Here is a 20814-nt window from a genome sequence, read left to right as displayed (position 1 = left end):
ATCACAGGCCGGAGAATTTTTGCACAGAAGTACTGGCGTCTGGACGTCCATCTGTGTAATATCGCCGCCCTAATTTCGGGGCCTGGTGACCCTTGGGGGCCTACCGGGCTTTTCTTGCCGACATTCAATGAGTTGAGTGGGAAATGACCAGACGTCTTTTTACTTCCGAGTCCGTTTCTGAAGGCCATCCTGATAAGATCGCCGACCAAATCTCCGACGCCGTCCTTGACGCCATCCTGGCCCAGGACCCGAAAGCCCGGGTTGCCTGTGAGACCTACGTCAAGACCGGCATGGTGATCGTCGGTGGCGAAATCACCACTTCTGCCTGGGTTGATATTGAAGAGCTGGCGCGCCGCACCGTGCGCGAGATCGGCTATACCAGCTCCGAGATGGGCTTTGACGGCGACAGCTGCGCCGTACTGAACGCCATCGGCAAGCAGTCCCCCGACATCGCCATGGGCGTTGATCGCAGCGATCCTTTTGAGCAGGGCGCCGGTGACCAGGGCCTGATGTTCGGCTACGCGTCCAACGAAACCGACGTGCTGATGCCGGCTCCCATCACCTATTCTCACCGTCTGGTTAAGCGCCAGGCCCACGTGCGCAAGTCCAAGGAACTGTCCTGGCTGCGCCCCGACGCCAAGTCCCAGGTGACCTTCGTCTACGAAGACGGCAAGCCGGTGGCCATCGACGCCGTGGTCCTGTCCACCCAGCACAGCCCGGAAATCGACCAGGCTACCCTGCGCGAAGCGGTGATGGAGCACATCATCAAGCCGGTTCTACCCGCCGAGTGGCTGACTGCCAAGACCAAGTATTTCATCAACCCCACCGGTAACTTCGTGATCGGCGGCCCCATGGGCGACTGCGGCCTGACCGGCCGTAAGATCATCGTTGATACCTACGGCGGCATGGCCCGTCACGGTGGTGGCGCCTTCTCCGGTAAGGATCCGTCCAAGGTTGACCGCTCCGCCGCCTACGCTGCCCGCTACGTTGCCAAGAACATCGTGGCTGCCGGCCTGGCCGATCGCTGCGAGATCCAGGTGTCCTACGCCATCGGTGTTGCCGAACCCACTTCCATCTCCGTGGAAACCTTCGGTACCGGCAAAATCGCCGAGGAAAAAATCGACCAGCTGGTTCGCGAGCACTTCGACCTGCGCCCCTATGGCCTGGTGCAGATGCTGGACCTGAACCGTCCCATCTACCAGCCTACCGCCGCCTACGGCCACTTCGGCCGCGACGAGTTCCCCTGGGAAAAGACCGACAAGGCTGACGCCCTGCGTCAAGCCGCTGGCCTCAAGTAAGCTTGAGCCAAAAGAAAAAGGCGCCCCTGGGGCGCCTTTTTTATGGCTTGGCTTTGCGGCTTTGCAGCAAGGGCAGCAGCTCTACGCCCCTTTTGCCCTGTTGGCGGGCCAAGTCGTCCAGGCTCTGTTCCAGCTCATAGACCTGAAAGCCCTGGGCTTGCAGCTGCTCGGCCAGGGTCTCTGGGCTGGTGTCGAGCAAAGGGGCCAGGCGGTTTAGCGGCGCACTGGTCAGCAGGTTGACCGCCTGCATCATGGCGCCCCGGCCACCGCCCTGTTGGCGCTCAACCGGGTAGAAGGACGCCGCCGTCAGCCCCATAAAAGCCAACATGATGAGCAGCGGCAGGCCCTTTTTCAGGTAGCGCTTGAAGGCCGGCCAGTTGTACCAGAGGTGGAAGGCCGCCCCCACTATCATGGCCCAGCTCAGCCACTCGTGGGCCGGGCGCACCAGGCCGATGTTGATATGAAAAAAGATCACCACTCCGGTGATCGCCGAGATCACAAAGCCGCCTATGGTTAGCGGCGTCGCCCAGCTTTTCAGGTTCATGGTTCGCTCTATCCTGGTAAAAGCGTCATTCTGCCCAAGGCGGCGCCAGGCCATTGTTAAGTAATGTTAATGACCCATGCGCCCCAACTGGCCGTTGCCGACATTGGGAAAGGCTTGGCGGTCTTCGGCGCTGGCGCTCTCGTTGCACTCACCGGCGATCCGCGCAAATCGGCCGCTGTCGGAGCGGGACAGCTCCATATAACCGGTGCGGCAAAAACCGCTTTCCAAGAGTTTGTCTTCGAGCCGCTCGTCGAGCTGCTCGCTGCCTTGCTCGCTGCTCGGCGCCCGGTCTGTGTCCTGGCCTCCAGGCCCGCCCTGACGGCCGCCTGGTCCCCCTCGCCCAGGCTGGCCACGGCCACCGCTGCGGCGGTTTTCCAGGCTAAACACGAATCGCTTGGAACCGTCGTCGCTGATATGGGTAGCAAAGTAGGTGCTGGGCTCGGGCTGGTCGCCAGGCTGGTCACCGGGAGCCTGGCGGCCACAACTGCAACAGCCAGCCAGCAGCAGCGGCGTCAGGGTCCAAAGGGGTAAGCTTTTCATCTGGGCATCCTTTTTGTGGTAAAAGTCCTCCCATCTGACCCCGGCCAAAGCCCGGGCAACGCAAAGAAAGGTAAAGGGTGAGCAAAGAAGTGTTGGACCAGGCCGTGGAGGCCTGTTTTCAAAAAGCCGAAACCCGTTTTGGCCGCCGTTTTCAGCGGCCCAGGGTAACCCTGGATCTCCGCGGCCGCGCCGCCGGCCAGGCCCATATGGGTAAAGGACAACTGCGCTTTAACCGTGCCCTTTACCAAGGCAACCAGGCCGCTTTTTTAACCGAAGTGGTGCCTCACGAGGTGGCCCACTGGCTGGCCTGGCAGCTGCACGGGCCCAAAATTCAGCCGCACGGCCCCGAGTGGCAGCAGTTGATGCAGAACCTGTTCTTGCTGGCCCCGAAGCGGACCCACGACTTTGCAGTGGCGGAGCAGACCTTTCCCTACCATTGCCGCTGCCGCGACCATGGTTTGAGTATCAGGCGCCACAACAAGGTGGCCAGGGGGGAGAGTCGCTACCTTTGCCGCAGCTGCGGCGAGGCGTTAAGCCCCGGAGCCTTCCAGCTCGAGGATGGGTGACTGCGGCAGATAATGGATGTCAACGCCCATGGCCAGGGATTCAGCCTTGGTGACGCGGATATCGTCCGGATAGCTGACGGTGAGATCCCGCTCTCCTTGCCAGGACAACTGCACGTTGTCGGCGGGCGCTTCGGCAACCCACACCAATTGATGATTGGCAAAGTGCCAAAAGGACTGGGGCTCCAAGGTCACCTGGGTGATGGGTTGCTCACCGCAGATCCGCACCTTGAGCACGGCCCGGTAATAACGGTTGGGAGAGTCGGCGGTCGTCAACACTGTTGCATCATTGCAGGCCGCCAGCCATAGCGGGCTGGATGCAATTAACAGTACTCTGAGCCCCGACGTTTTAAACACTGCCCACTCCGAAACCTTTCCTTTCCGGCGCCTGCCGGCACCCATCAATACCCCATTTGGTGCTCGCTGTCACCTTTCTTAGGCACCTTATCGGCCTGGCCAGCCAAACGAAAGGACCGCTTGGTAACAAGCCGTGTATTTCACTGCTTGCCAAGTCCCCAGGGCTGGTGGCATGGTCGGGGGGTCATCAACAACGGTGAACAACCCGACCTTATGAAATAACCACCCCTGACAGGAAACATCATGTGTTCGATTTTCGGTATTCTCGATCTTAAAACTGACCCCCAAGAGCTGCGCAAAACGGCTCTGGAAATGTCCAAGCGCATGCGCCATCGCGGACCCGACTGGTCCGGTATCTATGCCGACAATAATGCCATCATCGCCCATGAGCGCCTGGCCATAGTCGACATGAATAATGGTGCCCAACCGCTCTTGAATGCCGATAAGAATAATGTGCTGGCCGTCAATGGTGAGATTTACAACCACAGGGCCATCCGCAAGCAGTATCAGGACAGCTACCAGTTCCAGACCGAGTCGGACTGCGAGGTGATCCTGGCCCTCTACCAGGAGAAGGGCGAAGCCTTCTTGGATGAGCTCAACGGCATCTTTGCCTTCGTGCTCTATGACGCCACCAACAACAGCTACCTCATTGGCCGCGATCATATGGGCATCATCCCCCTTTATATCGGCTGGGACCAAGACGGTAATTTCTATGTGGCCTCCGAGATGAAGGCCCTGACCCCGGTGTGCAACAGGGTGGAAACCTTCCCCCCAGGCCACTACCTGTCGTCCAAGGACGGGCAGATAAAACGCTACTACCAGCGCGACTGGCAGAGCTTTGAGGCGGTCGAGCATAACCAAAGCAGCGTCGATGAGCTGCGCGGCGCCCTGGACGCGGCGGTCAAACGCCAGTTGATGTCGGACGTACCCTACGGGGTGTTGCTGTCCGGCGGCCTGGACTCTTCCGTTATCTCGGCCCTGGCCCAGCGCCATGCCGAGCGACGCATCGAAGACGACGACCAGAGCCAAGCCTGGTGGCCCAGGCTGCACTCCTTTGCCGTCGGCCTCAAAGGCTCGCCGGATCTTGCCGCCGCCCAGGTGGTGGCCAAGCACATCGGCACTGTCCACCACGAGGTGCACTTTACGGTGCAAGAGGGCCTGGATGCGGTGCGCGACGTCATCTACCACCTGGAAACCTATGATGTGACCACCATCCGCGCCTCCACCCCCATGTATCTGATGGCCCGTAAGATAAAGGCCATGGGCATCAAGATGGTGCTGTCGGGGGAAGGGTCGGACGAATTGTTCGGGGGCTACCTTTACTTCCACAAGGCCCCCAACGCCCGGGAATTTCACGAAGAGACCCTGCGCAAACTCGACAAGCTCTACCTGTTCGACTGCCTGCGGGCCAACAAGGCCATGGCCGCCTGGGGCGTGGAAGCACGGGTGCCCTTCCTGGACAAGGAATTCATGGACGTGGCCATGCGCCTCAACCCCCAGGACAAGATGTGCGGCAACGGCAAGATTGAGAAGCATATAGTCCGGGAGGCCTTCGCCGACATGCTGCCCGAGTCGGTGGCCTGGCGTCAGAAGGAGCAGTTCTCCGACGGCGTCGGCTACAGCTGGATAGACAGCCTCAAGGAGGTGACCGCCAGCGAAGTGAGCGACCAGCAGCTGCAGTCCGCCCAGTACCGCTTCCCGGTCAACACCCCGGACACCAAGGAAGCCTATTTTTATCGCCAGGTTTTCGAAGAGCATTTTGGCAACCTGGACTCGGTGGTACGCACCGTGCCCCACGGCAAGTCGGTTGCCTGTTCCACCCCTGCCGCCTTGGCCTGGGACGCCAGTTTCCAGAACAACACCGACCCTTCTGGCCGGGCTGCCAAAGGGGTTCACCAAAGCGCTTATTAAGGAGTTAAACGCCCATGGCAGTGATCAAGGTGGTTCCCGTTGGCTATCAGCTCGATGGCCAGCAGTACGAGGGCCAACTGGTGTTTCAAGAAGGCAGCCAGCCCAGCCGGGCGTTGCTGATGGCCCCCAATTTCCTGGGGGTCAGCCAGGGTGCCATTGACCAGGCCGAGGCCCTGGTGGATGACCGCTCGGTGATACTGGTACTGGACCCTTACGGTAAGGATCGCAGTATCAGTGGCCCGGACCAGGCCTATGCCACCATGGTCGAGGTCAAGTCAGACCACGGCCGCTGGCGGCGGCTGATGGTGGCGGCCTATGAGGCCCTGCTGGCCGAGGCGCAAACCTTTGGTATTGCCAAGGACAATGTGGCGGCCTTCGGTTTTTGCTTCGGCGGCGCCTGCGTGTTGGAGCTGGCAAGGCTAGGTATACCCCTCAAAGCGGTGGTGACCTTCCATGGCATCCTCGACACCCCGGACCCGGCCAGCAGCCAGAACCGCTGCGGCCCCATCCTTATCTGCAACGGTGCCGACGATCCCTTGGTGCCAGCCGAGAGTATCAAGGCCTTTGCCGATGAGATGAACGCCATCGGCGCCGACTGGCAACTGGTGAATTTTGGCGGCACTGTCCACTCCTTTACCGACAAGTCCGCCAACCGCCCTGGGCAAAGCCAGTACAACCCCCTGGTGACCCGCAGGGCCTTTGCCATGATGGCCGACCTGTTCGACGAGGTCTTTGCCTAAACACCAAGCCTCACTAAAAAGCCCGGCCTAGGCCGGGCTTTTTCATGGCTGCCAGTAGGCCCTGGCCAGCAGGGTTTCAGGCGCCGTGCCGGGGGGCAGGGTCCCAAAGCTGTGGCCCCCTTCCCCCAGGCGGCTGCGGATAAAGGCATCGGCGACATCATTGGGGGCCCCTTTGGCCAGCAGCGCCCCTTGCAGGGTCAGGGCCAGCAGTTCGGTGATACGCCTGGCCTGCTTCAGGGACGCCGTTGCCAGCAGATGCTGAATTTGCCGCCAGGCCAGGGCCAGCAAGGGGTACTGGGACAGGGTGCCTTCCAACTCCCGCTGCCAGGCGCCAAGGGCCGCCGGGTCCTTTTGCAGGGCTCTGAGTACATCCAGGGCCTGGATATTGCCGGAGCCTTCCCAGATGGCGTTGATGGGGGCTTCGCGGTACAGCCGGGCGCTGATGAAGTCTTCCATCACGCCGTTGCCCCCCAAACATTCCATGGCCTCCATGGCGTGCTGGGGGGTGCGCTTGCAGATCCAGAATTTCCCCACCGCCGTGCCCAGGCGCAGCAGGGCCTGTTCGTGGGGGTCGGTGCCATTGTCCAGGGCTCTTGCCATACGCAGGCTCATGGCCAGGCTTCCTTCCACTTCCAGCTGCAGATCGGCCAGCACGGCGGCCATCAGCGGCTGGTCTATCAACCGCTTGCCGAAGGCCTGGCGATGCTGGGCATGGTGCACCGCCTGCAACACCGCCTGGCGCTGGCCACCGCTGGAGCCCAGCATGCAGTCAAAGCGGGTCAGAGCGACCATTTCGATGATGGTCTGCACCCCTTTGCCCTCCTCCCCCAGCAACCAGGCGCGGGCGCCTTTGAGCTCCACTTCGCTGGACGCATTGGAGCGGTTGCCCAGTTTGTTCTTGAGGCGCTGGATCTCCACCGGGTTCTTCTCACCCTGCCACCAGCGGGGCACCAAAAAACAAGACAAGCCGGCGTCGGTCTGGGCCAGCATCAAGAAGCCGTCCGACATGGGGGCCGACAGGAACCACTTATGCCCCACCAGCTCATAGCTGCCGTCCCCCAGGGCCAGGGCCCGGGTGCTGTTGGCCCGTACGTCCGAGCCCCCCTGTTTTTCGGTCATGCCCATGCCCAGGGTCAGGGCCGCCTTCTGCTCTGCCGGCCTGTTGCTGGGGTCATAGTGATGGGCCATGAGTTTTTGATACCAGTCCGGCAGGCGCCTTTTCAGCACTGGGGCGGCGGCAAAGGTCATGGTCACAGGGCAGCCGTGGCCGGCCTCCACCTGGCAATGCAGGTAGTATTTGGCGGCCCTGGCCACATGAACACCAGGCCTGGGGTCGCTCCAAGGGGAGGCGTGCAGGCCTTCCTCGAAGGCCATGGTCATCAGCTGGTGGTAGCTGGGGTGGTAGTCCACCAGGTCAAGGCGCGCCCCTTGGGGGCTGTGGCTCTGGAATACCGGCGGTTGACCATTGGCGGTAAAGCCCAGGGCAATGACCTCGGGCCGGGTCAATTGGCGGCTATAACGGCTGAGGTCATCCCTGGCCCAAGCCGCCCCTTCACGGGCCAGCCCTTCTTGCAGGGCCTTGTCCAGGGCCAGGCCATCCACATCAACCAGGGGCGGGGTTTGGTTGAAGACCTGATGGGTGTCGAACATGGTCACCTCCTTATGGTCTGACCAAAATGACAGCATAAGGCCGGACAGGCAAGGCCTCTTCCGTAACAGAAAAGGCGCCCTGGGGCGCCTTTTTCACGGTCAATAGCGGCATTGTCACAGGTCGATAATACAACCCTGTGCCAGCATGCAGTCGCGGTATTGGCGGTCGCATTGCAGCTCTTCGCCGCCGTTCTTCAGGCAGTCAAAGCGCTCTATGCGGCAGCGGCTGCAATCCGGGGCGGCAGTGACGGTAAAGCTAAGGCCAATGGCCATGCCCAGGCCTGCCAAGGCGGCAGCCATTTTCTTGTTGATCATGACAGTTCCTTCCTTGATGTCTGCTATTAAAGGCCAGTCCTCGATTAAGGGATCTGGCAACCCTCGCGGCTCATGCAGCTGGCATACTGCGGGTAACAGCGCGTACCACCGGATGAAAGGCAGCTGTCGAGCTGGCGCTCGCAATAACCACAGTTACCAAGGGCGGCAACGCTAAAGCTCAGGCCCAGGGCCATGCCCAAACCAGCCAGGGCAGCTATCACTTTCTTGTTAATCATCTCTCTTTCCTTTGAGTTAAGGCTTTAAGACACTGTCTCTTGCTCTTAAGGGATCATGCAGCCTTCGCGGCTCATACAAGAGACGTAAGCGCGCTCGCATTGAGCCCAACTGCCGCCGCCATCGATACAGGCCACCTTCTGGGCTTCACAGCGCCCACAGTTGAACTGGGCTGCGGCACCAAAACTCGCACCGATAGCCAGACCAAAACCCAAGACTGCTGCAACGATTCTTCTGTTAATCATGTCCTTTTCCTTCCGTTATTTTGATTAAGGCCTTACTTGGCCAGGGTGCAACCGGCACGATCCAGGCAAAGTTCCAGGATCTGCTGGCATTTGTAGGCAGGAGTGCCACGGGCCAGGCAGGCTTCTTCCTGGTCAAAACAGCTGGCACAAGGGCTGGCGGCCAGGGAACTGAAGGCCACCGACAAGCCCATGCCAAGACCCGCCAGGGCCAGGGCTACTTTGGCTTTTACCATGATGAGTATCCTTATCTCTGAGCTACCCAGTCTCCCTGGGCGAGGAACGGCGGTTCATGGCCGGCAGACGCCAGCCAAGACTAGGAATCTTGCAGGTGCCGGTAGGCTTCGAGTATCGCCTCTGGCCGGTAACCGTCTATTTTCCGGTCGCCAATAACCAACACCGGCACCCCTTTGGTATTCATCTGCCGGTAGGCATCCTGTTCGTCGGCCGAGCCCTCGGCATCGATTTCATGGAAGGGAATTTGATTCTGACGAAGCAGGTCGCGGGTCTTTGCACAGTAGGGGCACCAACTGGTGCCAAAGAGAATGACAGGGGTGTCAAAGCGGCTTTGCAGGGCACTGAAGTCGCCGGTACTGTAGTTGGGTTCAAGCCAATGGGGCAGCTGCACTGCCGCCCAGCCAAGACCGGCGCAACCGGCAAAGATCCCGAGGTAAACAAGGCCACTTTTCAGGTGGGTTTTCAGTGACATGCGGCGCTCCTTGCTGTGTACTTTTCATCCCGTTAACAACAAAAGAACACAAATCAACCAGTTGCGTCAACCCCCTAAACGGGTCACCAGTCTCCCCTTCAGAGCCACACATTCTGGCTAGACTTAACCTGGAAGAAAGGAGGTGTTATGGAACATCCAGACCGGCTGCGTACGCTGCGTATTCGCACCCAACACCTGTGGCGCGAGGCCCTCAAGGAGCGCTTGGACCACTACCCGCTATGGAGCGCCGACGAAGTGGTTGATCACTTGCGTGGGGTGCCTACTATGGCCGCCGACACCCTTTGCCAACAGCTGGCCGAGCAGGGTTTCTTGCTGGAACTGACCTGGGGAACGGATCTGCGCTATCCGGCCTTTATGGTGGCCGGGGGGGAAGTGTTTGAAGAAATGCCGCGATTGATCTCCCTTATCAACGCCCACCTGGACAATGAAGTCGACCGCTACCTCTGGCTGACCCAACACCAGGCCGAACTCAACGCCGTTCCCGCCGAATTGCTTTCCAGCCGCGAAGGGCGGCTGCTGCTGATGGCCTTCCTTACCGACTAGTCCCCTGCCCTGCCAGCAACTCCACTTGCACCTTGTCCAGGTGCAGGTCCCGCTGGGGAAAGGCAATGACGATGTCGGCTGCCTTGAAGGCCTCGTCCAGGCGAAAGCGCAAGCCGGAGGCCACTCTTTTCAGCTCCATGGGCACCCGGGCCGGCACCCAATAAAAAAGGCTGATAATGAGGGCGTTGTCACCAAAGTCGTCGAACAGCACTTCGGGGGGCGGCTCCTTTTGCAACTGCTCTGTTTGCGCAGCAATAGCCAGCATGATGGCTTTGACCTTGCCAAGATCGGAGCCATAGGCCACTCCCAGGGTCACTATACCCCTGACATGGGCCTCGGTCAGGGTCCAGTTCACCACCCGCTGTTCGAGGAAATAGGAATTGGGCACCAGCACATGGACACCGTCGGTCCGGCGGATACGCACGCAGCGGTTACCGATGTCCTCCACCATGCCTTTTTCGTCTTCCAGCTCCACTGTGTCGCCGATGCGGATAGGCTGCTCGATAAGCAGGATAAAGCCGGAAATCAGGTTGTTGATCAGGTTCTGGGCACCAAAACCTATGCCGATGGCCACGGCGCCACCCAGCACCGCGAAGATGGTTACCGGGATACCGGCAAACGGCAGGGCCACAAGGATGATGACCACATAAAGCAGGTAGGACACCAGCTTGTGCAGCACATGGGCACCGTTGACTCCCATGCGTTTGCCCAACCGCCGGTGCAGCCTGGAGGTCAGCCAGTGCACCACCATAAAGCCCAGCACACTGATGGCCAAGGCGATACAGATCTGGCCCAAGGTGATGGTGGCATTGCCACTCTGGTAGAGGGGAAGTTGCCAAAGGGAGGCCAGACGTTGCAGCCAGTCTTGGTCAAGCCAGTCCATCCGGACCTCCCCATTTGTTATTTTCGCAGCAGCCCCACCAGCCCCAGCACCATGCAAACGGCGCCTGCGATGTAGAGGGTCATGGTCCTGCTGTCCAGTTCACCGGTCAGCTCGGCAGCGATGGTCTTGTTGAAGGTCTGGCTTTCCTGGTAACCCCAGAACGCCAGGCCCGCACCAGCGACCACCAACACCAAACCTAAGAGTTTGCCTTTCATCTTTCTCTCCTTGAGTAAGGGCAAGGAATGCCTGCCTGACAAGTAAATCGTTTTTTAAAATTAAAACAAACTAAAACGTTCGCTTTTTACAAAAGCATAGCCCTCCTAAACTGGCCCTGTCATAAAGGAGGACCCATGAGCCAAAGCCCCTATACCTTACAAAACGGCGCACCCGTCACCCAGGACAACCTGTCCATCACCGCCGGCCCCCGAGGCCCACTGACCTTCGACAACATCCACCTGTTCGAAAAACTGGCCCACTTTAACCGCGAGCGCATTCCCGAGCGGGTGGTCCATGCCAGGGGCACCGGGGCTTACGGCACCTTCACCCTGACCCAGGACCTGTCGGAGCTGAGCATTGCCGATTTTCTGCAGCAAGAAGGCAAACAGACCCCGGTCTTCCTGCGTTTTTCCACCGTGGCCGGCGGCCAGGACTCAGGCGATTATGTCCGTGACGTGCGGGGTTTTGCCCTGAAGTTCTACACCGCCCAAGGCAACTACGACATCGTCGGCAACAACACCCCAGTGTTCTTTATCCGCGACCCGCTCAAATTCCCGGACTTTATCCATTCCCAGAAGAAGGATCCGCGCACCAACCTGCCCAATCCGGCCCACCATTTCGAGTTCTGGGCCAATCATCCCCAATCCCTGCACCAGGTCACCATCTTGATGTCGGACCGGGGTATTCCCCAGGACTATCGTCACTTGAACGGCTACGGCTCCCATACCTTGAGCCTCTATAACAGCCAGGGGCAGCGCTTCTGGGTGAAATGGCACTTCAAGACCAACCAGGGCGTTAAGAACCTGACCGGCGAAGAGGTGGCCAAGCGCGCTCCCCACCAAGCCCAGCAGGACTTGGTCGAGGCCATAGACCGAGGGGATTTCCCTTCTTGGACGGTGAAACTGCAGGTGATGACCGAGCAGCAGGCCAGGCACTACCACATCAACCCCTTCGACCTGACCAAGGTCTGGCCCCACCGGGATTTTCCCCTGCGCACCATCGGCCAGCTGCAGCTGAACCGCAACGTCGGCAACTACTTTGCCGAGACCGAGCAGGTGACCTTCAGCCCCGCCAACCTGGTGCCCGGTACCGGGGTGTCGCCGGACAAGGTGCTGCAAGGGCGACTCTTCGCTTACGCCGACGCCCACCGCTACCGGGTCGGGGTCAATCACAACCAGTTGCCCGTCAATGCCCCCCGCTGCCCGGTCAACCACTACCAGCGGGACGGGGCCATGGCCGGCATGGGTTGCCCTGTGCACCAGGGCGGCACGGTCAATTTCTCCCCCAATGACCGCCAGGACACTCCTAAGGCGCAGCCCCAGTTTGCCGAGCCACCCCTGCCCATGGAAGGGGACGCCTGGCTCGGCAGCTTTGATGACCAGCACAGTGACAACTTCAGCCAGGCCGGTGACCTGTATCGCCTGTTCGATGACGGCGAGAAAGATCGCCTGGCCGCCAATATCGCCGGCGGCCTGAGCCAGGCGGACGGCCATATCCAAGAGCGCATGCTGGCCCAGTTCGAACAGGCCGACCCAGACTACAAAGCGCGGGTGGCGGCGGCCCTGGCCAAACTGGCCTAAGCTTAACCTCAGCTAAACCTTGGAGGGCAAGATGAACAACTGGTGGGAATTCCTGGCTGACTTGGCCTTCAACGGCTGATACAAAAAAGCCTCCTCTGGAGGCTTTTTCCTTTCCAACGGCGAGTACCCCATGGACGACTATCAGGACATTCTGACTTTCTGGTTTGGCATCTTGGATGAAGACGGCAATGCCGATCCCAGGTACAGCAAACGCTGGTTCCAAAGCGACCCAGGCTTCGACGACGAGGTCCGCACCCTGTTCGCCAAGGATCTGGACAGGGCCATAGCCGGCCATTACGACCATTGGCGCGATGAACCCCAAAGCCGCCTGGCCTTGCTTATCCTGCTGGACCAGTTCAGCCGTAATATCTTCAGGGGCAGCCACAAGGCCTTCGCCCAGGATGCCAAGGCCCAACAACTGGTGGAAGAAGGGCTGGCCCTTGGCCAGGACCAGGAACTGGCCACCCCCTACCGCCTTTTTTTCTACCTGCCGCTGATGCATGCCGAAGACCGGGCCCTGCAAGCCCTGTGTGTCGAGCAGTATCGACAGTTGCATGGCCAGGCCCCGGCCAGCGCCAAAGCCCTGGTACAAAACAGCCTGCACTTTGCCCAGGAACACCAGGCCATCATCGACCGTTTCGGCCGCTTCCCCTACCGCAACAAGGTGCTTAGCAGGGCCAACACCGCCGACGAGCAGGCTTGGCTCAGGGCCAATCCCGGCGGTTATGGCCAGGCCTGAGCTTGTCCCCCCCTGGTGCCAGGAGTATGGTGTTCACAGCCACAAGAAGGAGAAGCCTCTAATGAAAAACCTCTTTGCCGCCGCAGCCTTACTGGCCTGCTCTTCCAGCGCCTTCGCCACCCAGGCCCCTGAAGGTGCCAGCGTCTATTTCATCGCTCCGGCCGACGGCGCCACCGTCAGCCAGACCTTCACCGTCAAGTTCGGCCTGCACGGCATGGGCGTTGCCCCCGCCGGCACCAACGTGGCCAACACCGGCCACCACCATCTGCTGATCGATGTGGATCAATTGCCCGATATGAGCATGCCCCTGCCCGCCACCGAGCACATTAAGCACTTCGGTGGCGGCCAGACCGAAACCCAGCTGACCCTGGCTCCGGGCAAGCACACCCTGCAACTGGTGTTGGGTGATTTTGCCCATATCCCCTTCAACCCGGCGGTGATGTCCGACAAGATCACAGTGACAGTGAAATGATCACAGGGGCGCTGCGGCGCCCCTTTTTTGTGGAGTGCACATGAGCGACCTCAGCCCCCAGCCCGAACTGGCCCAGTGCCCGGCCGCCGGCCCCTGCCCAGAGCGGGCCAGCTACGACATCAAGGCCAGGGAACTCAACCCCGGCCTGGTGGTTGCCAGGGCCCTGCCCCAACGCCAGCGCCGGCTTATCGGTCCTTGGTGCTTCCTGGACCGCATGGGTCCTATCACCATCACCCAGGACCATAAGCTGGATGTGGCACCCCACCCCCATATAGGTTTGCAGACGGTGACCTGGCTGCTGGAAGGGGCCATCCGCCACCGCGACACTTTGGGGGTGGAGCAGGTAATAGCGCCCGGTCAACTGAACCTGATGACGGCAGGGCGAGGCATAGCCCATTCGGAAGAAGGGCTCACCCCTCTAGGCGAACGGCTGTTCGGGGTGCAGTTCTGGGTGGCGCTACCCCAGGCCGAAGCCGAACGGGAACCGGCCTTCGAGCACCACCAGGATCTCCCTCGGGTGGTGGAAGGAGGCGTTACCCTGCATCTGTTTGCCGGCAACTACGCCAGCCAGCGCTCCCCGGCCCATTACTACAGCCCGCTGTTCGGTGCCGAACTGCGCGGCAACGGCGAATTCGAGCAGGTGCTGGAGCCAGGCTTTGAATACGGCTTCCTGCTGCTGGAAGGCCAGGCCAGCCTGGACGGCGAACCCATGGATACGGAACGGCTCTACTACCTGGGCACCGGACACCAGCAGGCCCAACTGGTACTGCACCAGGCGGTGATCATCTGCCTGGGGGGGCGCCCCTTCGACGAAGACATCGTCATATGGTGGAACTTCGTGGCCCGCAGCACCGAGCAGGTGGCCCAGGCCCGTTCCCGCTGGGAAGCAGGCGGCTTTGGTACAGTCCCCGGCTACCCGGGCCAACCCATAGGGGCACCGCCCCTGCAAGGGCAACTGAAAGCCGGGCGTTAATTCGATTGAGTCGAGGTTATTGGCCTATTTTTCGCCCTATAACTCGGAAAATACGAACGGTATTCTGGGGTTATTGACGAGATAGAGGACAACGCCATGACCCAGTTACGTACCATCAAGGCCCTGATCCCCGGCCAACACACCAGTGACGGTGCCGGGGTCAAACTTAAAAGATTGATCGGCACCCAGGCCCTGCCGGATCTGGACCCTTTCCTGCTGCTGGACGAATTCAGCTCCGACAGCCCGGACGACTACCTGGCCGGTTTTCCCGACCACCCCCACCGTGGCTTTGAAACCGTGACCTACATGCTCAACGGCCGTATGCGCCACCGAGACAACAAAGGCAACGAAGGCCTGCTGCAAAGCGGCGACGTGCAGTGGATGACCGCTGGCTCCGGCCTTATCCATTCGGAAATGCCCGAGCAGGAGGCCGGCCTGATGCGCGGCTTCCAACTGTGGGTCAACCTGCCCCGGGCAGAGAAGATGAAAGCGCCCCGTTACCAGGACATTGCCAGCGACCGTATCCCGCTGGTCACCGACCCACAGGGCAACAGCGTCAAGGTCATTGCCGGCCGCTATCTAGAGGCCACAGGGCCGGTGGACGGCGTCAGCCTCGACCCCCTCTACCTGGATGTGGAGCTGGTAGCCGGTGGCGAGCTGACCCTGGCGGTGCCCCTTGGCCATAACGCTCTGGTCAATGTCTTCGAAGGCCAGGTGGACATAGCCGGCCAGGGCGTGGCCAAAGGCCAGATGGCCATCTTGAAGAACGGCGACAGTCTGCAGGTATCAGCCTCCCAGGGCGGCCGTTTCCTGCTTATCGCCGGCCAGCCGCTGCTGGAGCCGGTGGTGCGTTACGGGCCCTTCGTGATGAACAGCTCGGAAGAAATCGGCCAGGCTATCCAGGACTACCAGGCCGGCCGCTTCTAAAGCAAAGCCAACAGCAGCGCCCCCACCAGCAGGGCGCTGCCCAACCCCAGCCACACATAACGCCCCAGGGCCAGGCCTCCGGCATAGAGGGCCAGGCAGCCCTTGACCGCCGTGTTGCTCAAAGCCGCCAGCACTATGCCGTTGACCGCTGTTTGCCCCTGGATGCTGCCAAGGGCCATTCGCGACAAGCTAAGGGTAATAGCGTCCACATCCGCCAGCCCCGCCGCCAGGGCCACCAGCCACAGTCCCTCTTCTCCAAACCAATGGGTGATGGCGTTGGACAGCAGCAGGATACCGGCGATCATCAGGCCAAACTGTACAGCAGGCCACAGCTGGAACGGCTTGGCCCCCAGCTCCCCCTGGCTGACGCTGCTGCCACGCCGCCAAAGGGTCAGGGCCAGCAGGCCGCTTGCCAGGCCCATGGCTCCCAGGGGCAGCCAAAGCTGGGGCAGCAGGGCCGGGTTAACCACCGCAACCACCACTAACATCCTCGGGTACATGATGGCGCAAGCCACCAAGATACCGGCCGCCAGCAAGCGGGGCCGGTTGAAGGCGGCATTGAGGCGAGCCAGGCTCAGGGTGGTGGCGGTACTGGAGGCCAGGCCGCCGAACAGGCTGGTGACCATGATGCCCTTGTCCGGGCCGATCAGCCGCAGGGCAAAGTAGCCCCCCAGGCTGAGGCCGGCGATCAGCACCACCATCCACCAGATGGCATAAGGATTGAGGGCGCCCCAGGGGCCCATCTTCTCGTTGGGCAGTATCGGCAGCAGCACCAGTGACACCACCAGGATCTGCAAGATGGCCCTGAATTCGTCGGCGTTCAGCAACGTCAGCCACTGGTGCATCCGCTCTTTCAGATGCAGCACCACGGCAGTCACTACCGCCGCCGCCACCGCTTCGGTTTCCAGCCCCTGGGTTACCGCCAGCCCCAGGATCCAGGTGACCAGGGCCGCCACCACAGTAGTGAGGCCGTAGTCATGATCGGCCCTGGTATCCAACCAGTGAGCTACCGCCAGCTGCATGGCCACTCCCAGGCCGCTGACCGCCACTACCCAGGGCCCCAGGTTGTCCACCAACAGGCCGCTCAGGCACCCGGCCAGGCTGATGAGGGCAAAGGTGCGGATCCCGGCAATGCGGCTGCCGCTTTGGCCTTCTCGCTCCCGCCAGCCTCGTTCCGAACCGACGATCAAGCCCAGACCCAAGGCCAGCAACAATTGCAACAGGGGCGAGAATGGCACAAAGTTCATCGAAGATGCGTCCTTGGTCAAAAAACTAAATGGCTGATTTAAAGCAATTATTAGCGCAAGTTTCCCAGTGCCGCCTGTGCGAGGCCCACTTGCCCCTGGGGCCAAGACCGGTGGTCAGGGCCAGCGCCACTGCCAGGCTGCTGATCATAGGCCAGGCGCCGGGCACCAAGGTCCACGCCACCGGCATTCCCTTCAATGACCCCTCGGGTGACAGGCTGCGCCAATGGCTGGAGATGGACAGGGACCATTTCTACGACGCCGGCCAGGTGGCCATCATGCCCATGGGTTTTTGCTACCCGGGCAAGGGCAAGAGCGGCGACCTACCACCCAGGCCCGAGTGCGCGCCGACCTGGCACCAGGCTCTATTGGCCCAGATGCCAGCCATTGAACTGGTTTTGCTGGTGGGCCGCTATGCGCAGGATCAGTATCTGGATGACAAGCGCAGCCTCACAGAACGGGTACAGGCCTTTGCCGACTACGGCCCTCGCTATTTCCCCCTGCCTCACCCCAGCCCCCGCAACCAGCTGTGGCTCAGGCGCAACCCCTGGTTCGACGCCCAGGTACTGCCGGCGCTACGGGCCAGGTTAGCCTTGCTCCGCTGAACCTCATTCAGGAACCGCTGGCCTTTTATTCAGGGATTAACGAAATGTTTTACCGTAAAATGCGCCCTCCCGCCTTTTACGGATACGGTGATGTTGAACCCTTTCCTCTTACGCCACCCGGCTTTCCTGCGTTTCTGGCTCGGCCAAACGGCCTCCTCCCTGGCCTACCAGATGCTGGTGGTGGGTATCGGCTGGCAGATGTACGACCTGACCGGCAGCGCCCTGAGCCTGGGGCTTATCGGCCTGGCCCAGTTCCTGCCGCAGTTGCTGCTGACCCTCGTCGCCGGCCACGTGGCCGACCAATACAACAGGCGCATCATCGTTATTGTCTGCCGGGTGATCCTGGCCCTGACCATGGCCGGCCTGGTCTATGCCAATGTCACAGGCCAGCTGAGCCCGGCGGTGATCTACAGCTGCGGCGCCTTGCTGGGCGCCACCCGCGCCTTCGAGGCCCCGGCCACCCAGGCCCTGCTGCCCAACCTGGTGACCCCAGACCAGCTGCCCAAGGCCCTGGCCCTGACCGCCGGTACCCGTGAGGCCACCGTCATCGCCGGCCCGGCCATCGGCGGCCTGGTCTATCTGGTTGGCAGCCATTGGCTGTACGGCGCCAGTGTCGCCTGTTTTGTCCTGTCGGCCCTGGTGCTGCTGGCCCTGCCCTATGAATACCAGGCGCCGCGCCGGGAACCGGCCAGCCTGCAAAGCCTGTTTTCCGGTATCCACTTCATCCGCCAGAACCCGGTGGTGCTGGGGGCCATTTCCCTGGACTTGTTCTCGGTGTTGCTGGGGGGCGCCACGGCGCTGCTGCCCATCGTTGCCAAGGACATACTGCACACCGGCCCCTGGGGCCTGGGGTTGCTGCGCTCGGCCCCGGCCATAGGGGCGCTGCTGATGTCCCTGTGGCTGGCTCGCTTCCCCATGGAAAAGCGGGTGGGTAAGACCATGTTCTACGCCGTGGCCCTGTTTGGCCTGGCCACAGTGGTCTTCGGCCTGTCCCACAACCTGTGGCTGTCCATGGCGGCGCTGTTGGTGCTGGGGGCTTCGGACATGGTCAGCGTCATCATCCGCTCCACCCTTATCCAGTTGGAAACCCCGGACGCCATGCGCGGCAGGGTCAGCGCCGTCAATTACATCTTTATCGGTACCTCCAACCAGCTGGGAGAGTTCGAGTCGGGGGTGACGGCGGCCTGGTTTGGAGTGGTGCCGGCCATAGTGCTGGGGGGGGTCGGCACCCTGGTGGTGGTGGCCCTGTGGATGAAGCTGTTCCCGGCCCTGACCCACAGGGACAAACTGGCAAGCTGACAGCAAAAAGGCCCTTTTCAGGGCCTTTTTTGTTAGCCCTTCTGGAGGCTGTCCATCTGGGCGTCGAGTTTTTTGACCTGGGCCTGGAAGGCCGCCTTGTCTTTGCCTTCCACCGAGGCGGCCATGGGGATCTTGGCCGTCATGGGGTTTACCGGCCTGCGCCCTATGTGCAGCTCGTAATGGAGGTGGGGCCCGGTGACCCGGCCGGTGGCCCCGGACAGGGCGATCTTCTGGCCCCGGCTGACCAGCTGGCCCTTGCGGACCAGGGCCTTACTCAAGTGCAGATAGCGGCTGAGATACTTGCCACCGTGCTCCACCACTATGTACTTGCCGGCATAGGGGTGGTTTTCCACCCGGGTCACCACGCCGTCGGCAGTGGCCAGTACCGCCGTGCCGGTGGGGGTGGCAAAGTCGGTGCCGTTATGGGGGGCAGTACGCCCCGTCACCGGGTGGTGACGACGCGGGTCGAAGGGGGAGCTGATTCGATAATGCTTGGTGGTGGGATAACGCAGGAAGGCCCGCGCCAGGCTTTGGCCATCGGCGTCATAGAAGCTGCCGTCGCTGAACAGGTAAGCGCTCAGCACCTTTTTGCGGTTGTAGATGCGGATGGCATCCAGCTCGGTGTCGCCGGTGGCTTGGCCGTCGATGTACTGGCTTTGGCGTACCACCTGGAAGCGGTCACCGGCCCGCAGGTCTCTTGAAAAGTTAATCTTGTCCTTAAAGAGGCTGGCGATACGGGCTATCTCGGCGTCACTCAGCCCCGCCTTCTGGGCCGAAACGTAGAAGCTGCCCTCAATGTTGCCTCCCAGGGGTTCGCTCTGCCAGGTGCCAGGCAGGTCCACTTTCTGGAATTCGAAGTGGTTGTCGTCCACCCGGCTGAAGATCACCTGGTGGGCCAGGCTGAACTTCAGCTCCAGCTTCTGCAGCTGGCCCTGCTCTTCGCCACCCATCCAAAAGCGCAGCTCGTCACCGGGCTGCAGGGTGTCGAGGGCCAGCACTTCCTGGTCGCTTTCGAGGATCTGGTACATCACCTTCTGGCCAAGGCCAAGACGGTCGAAGATGCCACTGAGGGTGTCACCGGCCTGTATCCGGTACTCCAGGCTAGGCAGTTCCAACTGCGGACCCTGGGCAGGTGGCTCTGCCAATTCGGTCGGCTCTACCAGAGGTGTCTGTTCAGGCAGCACCCCTGGCAGGGGCCCAGCAAGGTTGTCCTGCTCCGCATTTGGCATCAGCAAAGCCGCCGCCACCAGCAAGGTCACCGACGCTATCGCCAGGCGGTGGGGCAAGGGCAGGCTCAATACCGTCTGGGTAACCTTTCTGGGCAAATCGCGCATCTACTACAGGCTCGCTATGCTGGACAACCGAAGGACAAGTCAGACCCGGCACCTTGGCGAAAGTTCGCAATCAGCACAAGAAAAACCGTACTTTATAACAGCCTTAGTTACGCTTCAGCAGTACCAGGGTTTCCACGTGCAGGCTGTGGGGGAACATGTCCAGGGGTTGCACCTTGTCCAGGCGATAACCGCCGGCCAGCAGCACCGCCAGGTCCCGGCCCAGGTTGGCCGGGTCGCAGGACACATAGACCACCGCCTGGGGCGCCATGGCCAGCAGGGTGTCCAGCAGCGCCTTGTCGCAGCCCTTGCGGGGCGGGTCCAGCACCACCACGTCGGCGCGCTGGCCCTGCTCATAGAGGGCCGGCATCAGCACTTCGGCCTGGCCTTGGTGGAATTCCACATTGGTGATCTGGTTGCGCTCGGCGTTCTGGCGGGCATCCGCCACCGCCTGGGCCACGCTCTCGATGCCCACTACCTTGGCCGCCTTGGCCGCCAGGAACAGGGCTATGGTGCCCACGCCGCTGTAGAGGTCGAACACCACCTGGCTGCCGTCCAGGCCGGCAAAGTCCTGCACCAGGCCGTACAACTGCTCGGTCTGGCTGGGGTTGACCTGGAAGAAGGACTGGGGCGACAGGTTGAAGTCCAAGTGGCCCAGGCGTTCCTCGATATAACCGGGGCCGAACAGCACCTTGTCTTCAAAACCCAGCACCCTGTTGGTGCGCTCGGGGTTGATGTTGAGCACCAGGCTGGTGAGCCAGGGGCACTGGGCCTGCAGCCGCTCGCTGAGCACCTCCAGGTGCGGCACCGCCTCGGTCAGAGCCACCAGCACCAGCAGCCACTGGCCGCTGTGTTGGCCGTTACGGACCATCAGGCCA

At 61.4% G+C, this 20814-nt stretch carries 26 protein-coding genes; 12 read left to right on the top strand and 14 right to left on the bottom strand.

The genetic code is table 11. The annotated features are described in order from the left end of the window. The first annotated feature begins 143 nt into the window (after positions 1 to 143). Positions 144 to 1298 carry a methionine adenosyltransferase gene (metK, locus tag B3C1_RS18185; RefSeq protein WP_008486635.1) on the top strand — a complete coding sequence of 385 codons (1155 nt, stop codon included), beginning with the start codon at positions 144 to 146 and terminating at the stop codon, positions 1296 to 1298. Between the two features lie 40 nt (positions 1299 to 1338). Here metK and B3C1_RS18180 read toward each other — a convergent pair whose 3' ends face one another. Continuing rightward, on the bottom strand, positions 1339 to 1842 hold the full coding sequence (locus B3C1_RS18180; RefSeq protein WP_008486634.1) for a DUF4405 domain-containing protein: 504 nt from the start codon (positions 1840 to 1842) through the stop codon (positions 1339 to 1341). 66 nt (positions 1843 to 1908) lie between these two features. Further along, a complete protein-coding gene (locus tag B3C1_RS18175; protein WP_008486633.1) occupies positions 1909 to 2382 on the bottom strand; it encodes a hypothetical protein in 474 nt (157 codons plus the stop codon). Positions 2383 to 2459: 77 nt separating this feature from the next. Between B3C1_RS18175 and B3C1_RS18170 the strand changes: the two genes are divergently transcribed. Next, on the top strand, positions 2460 to 2948 hold the full coding sequence (locus tag B3C1_RS18170) for a SprT family zinc-dependent metalloprotease (RefSeq protein WP_008486632.1): 489 nt from the start codon (positions 2460 to 2462) through the stop codon (positions 2946 to 2948). On the opposite strand, the gene B3C1_RS18165 is transcribed toward B3C1_RS18170, so the two are convergent. After that, positions 2913 to 3224 carry a hypothetical protein gene (locus B3C1_RS18165; protein ID WP_008486631.1) on the bottom strand — a complete coding sequence of 104 codons (312 nt, stop codon included), beginning with the start codon at positions 3222 to 3224 and terminating at the stop codon, positions 2913 to 2915. The two genes, B3C1_RS18170 and B3C1_RS18165, sit on opposite strands and share 36 nt — an antisense overlap. 321 nt (positions 3225 to 3545) lie before the next feature. On the opposite strand from B3C1_RS18165, the gene asnB reads away from it, so the two are divergent. Both asnB and B3C1_RS18155 read left to right on the top strand, forming a co-directional pair. After that, on the top strand, positions 3546 to 5213 hold the full coding sequence (gene asnB, locus B3C1_RS18160) for an asparagine synthase B (protein WP_008486630.1): 1668 nt from the start codon (positions 3546 to 3548) through the stop codon (positions 5211 to 5213). Between the two features lie 14 nt (positions 5214 to 5227). Next, the gene (locus tag B3C1_RS18155) at positions 5228 to 5953 is read left to right on the top strand and encodes a dienelactone hydrolase family protein (RefSeq protein WP_008486629.1); all 726 of its coding nucleotides are present in this window, start codon (positions 5228 to 5230) and stop codon (positions 5951 to 5953) included. 42 nt (positions 5954 to 5995) lie between these two features. Here B3C1_RS18155 and B3C1_RS18150 read toward each other — a convergent pair whose 3' ends face one another. The 6 genes from B3C1_RS18150 to B3C1_RS19570 form a co-directional block, all read right to left on the bottom strand. Beyond that, entirely contained in the window at positions 5996 to 7603 is a 1608-nt protein-coding gene (locus tag B3C1_RS18150; protein ID WP_008486628.1) for an acyl-CoA dehydrogenase family protein, read from the bottom strand. Positions 7604 to 7717: 114 nt separating this feature from the next. Continuing rightward, complete coding sequence (locus B3C1_RS18145; RefSeq protein WP_008486627.1) at positions 7718 to 7918, bottom strand: hypothetical protein; 201 nt, start codon at positions 7916 to 7918, stop codon at positions 7718 to 7720. Positions 7919 to 7962: 44 nt separating this feature from the next. Then, positions 7963 to 8154 carry a hypothetical protein gene (locus tag B3C1_RS18140; RefSeq protein ID WP_008486626.1) on the bottom strand — a complete coding sequence of 64 codons (192 nt, stop codon included), beginning with the start codon at positions 8152 to 8154 and terminating at the stop codon, positions 7963 to 7965. A gap of 45 nt (positions 8155 to 8199) precedes the next feature. Continuing rightward, the gene (locus tag B3C1_RS18135) at positions 8200 to 8397 is read right to left on the bottom strand and encodes a hypothetical protein (RefSeq protein ID WP_008486624.1); all 198 of its coding nucleotides are present in this window, start codon (positions 8395 to 8397) and stop codon (positions 8200 to 8202) included. A 32-nt stretch (positions 8398 to 8429) separates the two neighbouring features. Then, positions 8430 to 8630, bottom strand: coding sequence for a hypothetical protein (locus B3C1_RS18130; RefSeq protein WP_008486623.1), 201 nt, complete (start codon positions 8628 to 8630; stop codon positions 8430 to 8432). Positions 8631 to 8710: 80 nt separating this feature from the next. Beyond that, entirely contained in the window at positions 8711 to 9103 is a 393-nt protein-coding gene (locus tag B3C1_RS19570) for a glutaredoxin family protein (RefSeq protein WP_008486622.1), read from the bottom strand. 147 nt (positions 9104 to 9250) lie between these two features. Between B3C1_RS19570 and B3C1_RS18120 the strand changes: the two genes are divergently transcribed. Beyond that, a complete protein-coding gene (locus tag B3C1_RS18120) occupies positions 9251 to 9667 on the top strand; it encodes a hypothetical protein (RefSeq protein WP_008486621.1) in 417 nt (138 codons plus the stop codon). On the opposite strand, the gene B3C1_RS18115 is transcribed toward B3C1_RS18120, so the two are convergent. After that, a complete protein-coding gene (locus tag B3C1_RS18115) occupies positions 9657 to 10550 on the bottom strand; it encodes a mechanosensitive ion channel family protein (protein WP_008486619.1) in 894 nt (297 codons plus the stop codon). The two genes, B3C1_RS18120 and B3C1_RS18115, sit on opposite strands and share 11 nt — an antisense overlap. Positions 10551 to 10567: 17 nt before the next feature. Then, positions 10568 to 10765 carry a DUF3185 family protein gene (locus tag B3C1_RS18110; RefSeq protein WP_008486617.1) on the bottom strand — a complete coding sequence of 66 codons (198 nt, stop codon included), beginning with the start codon at positions 10763 to 10765 and terminating at the stop codon, positions 10568 to 10570. Between the two features lie 135 nt (positions 10766 to 10900). Here B3C1_RS18110 and B3C1_RS18105 point away from each other — a divergent pair, with 135 nt between their 5' ends. From B3C1_RS18105 to B3C1_RS18085, 5 genes are all read left to right on the top strand, one after another. Then, positions 10901 to 12346 carry a catalase gene (locus B3C1_RS18105; RefSeq protein ID WP_008486616.1) on the top strand — a complete coding sequence of 482 codons (1446 nt, stop codon included), beginning with the start codon at positions 10901 to 10903 and terminating at the stop codon, positions 12344 to 12346. 130 nt (positions 12347 to 12476) lie between these two features. Then, entirely contained in the window at positions 12477 to 13085 is a 609-nt protein-coding gene (locus tag B3C1_RS18100; RefSeq protein WP_008486615.1) for a DUF924 family protein, read from the top strand. Between the two features lie 61 nt (positions 13086 to 13146). Next, positions 13147 to 13557, top strand: coding sequence for a DUF4399 domain-containing protein (locus B3C1_RS18095; RefSeq protein WP_008486614.1), 411 nt, complete (start codon positions 13147 to 13149; stop codon positions 13555 to 13557). Positions 13558 to 13597: 40 nt separating this feature from the next. Further along, the gene (locus tag B3C1_RS18090; protein ID WP_008486613.1) at positions 13598 to 14530 is read left to right on the top strand and encodes a pirin family protein; all 933 of its coding nucleotides are present in this window, start codon (positions 13598 to 13600) and stop codon (positions 14528 to 14530) included. A 96-nt stretch (positions 14531 to 14626) separates the two neighbouring features. Further along, positions 14627 to 15457, top strand: a complete 831-nt coding sequence (locus B3C1_RS18085) for a pirin family protein (protein ID WP_008486612.1) — start codon at positions 14627 to 14629, stop codon at positions 15455 to 15457. On the opposite strand, the gene B3C1_RS18080 is transcribed toward B3C1_RS18085, so the two are convergent. After that, positions 15454 to 16704, bottom strand: a complete 1251-nt coding sequence (locus B3C1_RS18080) for an MgtC/SapB family protein (protein WP_008486611.1) — start codon at positions 16702 to 16704, stop codon at positions 15454 to 15456. The two genes, B3C1_RS18085 and B3C1_RS18080, sit on opposite strands and share 4 nt — an antisense overlap. A 29-nt stretch (positions 16705 to 16733) precedes the next feature. On the opposite strand from B3C1_RS18080, the gene B3C1_RS18075 reads away from it, so the two are divergent. Both B3C1_RS18075 and B3C1_RS18070 read left to right on the top strand, forming a co-directional pair. Then, the gene (locus B3C1_RS18075) at positions 16734 to 17306 is read left to right on the top strand and encodes a uracil-DNA glycosylase family protein (RefSeq protein WP_035482743.1); all 573 of its coding nucleotides are present in this window, start codon (positions 16734 to 16736) and stop codon (positions 17304 to 17306) included. Between the two features lie 90 nt (positions 17307 to 17396). After that, the gene (locus B3C1_RS18070) at positions 17397 to 18605 is read left to right on the top strand and encodes an MFS transporter (RefSeq protein WP_008486609.1); all 1209 of its coding nucleotides are present in this window, start codon (positions 17397 to 17399) and stop codon (positions 18603 to 18605) included. A gap of 32 nt (positions 18606 to 18637) precedes the next feature. Here B3C1_RS18070 and B3C1_RS18065 read toward each other — a convergent pair whose 3' ends face one another. Together B3C1_RS18065 and rlmD are read right to left on the bottom strand one after the other, a co-directional pair. Continuing rightward, positions 18638 to 19939, bottom strand: coding sequence for a peptidoglycan DD-metalloendopeptidase family protein (locus B3C1_RS18065; protein ID WP_237751018.1), 1302 nt, complete (start codon positions 19937 to 19939; stop codon positions 18638 to 18640). Between the two features lie 103 nt (positions 19940 to 20042). Beyond that, a partial coding sequence (gene rlmD / locus B3C1_RS18060; protein ID WP_008486606.1) for a 23S rRNA (uracil(1939)-C(5))-methyltransferase RlmD occupies positions 20043 to 20814 on the bottom strand: 772 nt, incomplete at its 5' end.

This window comes from Gallaecimonas xiamenensis 3-C-1, from assembly GCF_000299915.1.
In the GTDB taxonomy this organism is placed as follows: domain Bacteria; phylum Pseudomonadota; class Gammaproteobacteria; order Enterobacterales; family Gallaecimonadaceae; genus Gallaecimonas; species Gallaecimonas xiamenensis.
The sequence above is the reverse complement of the archived record's forward strand: the minus strand, read 5'-3'. Positions and strand labels throughout refer to the sequence as shown.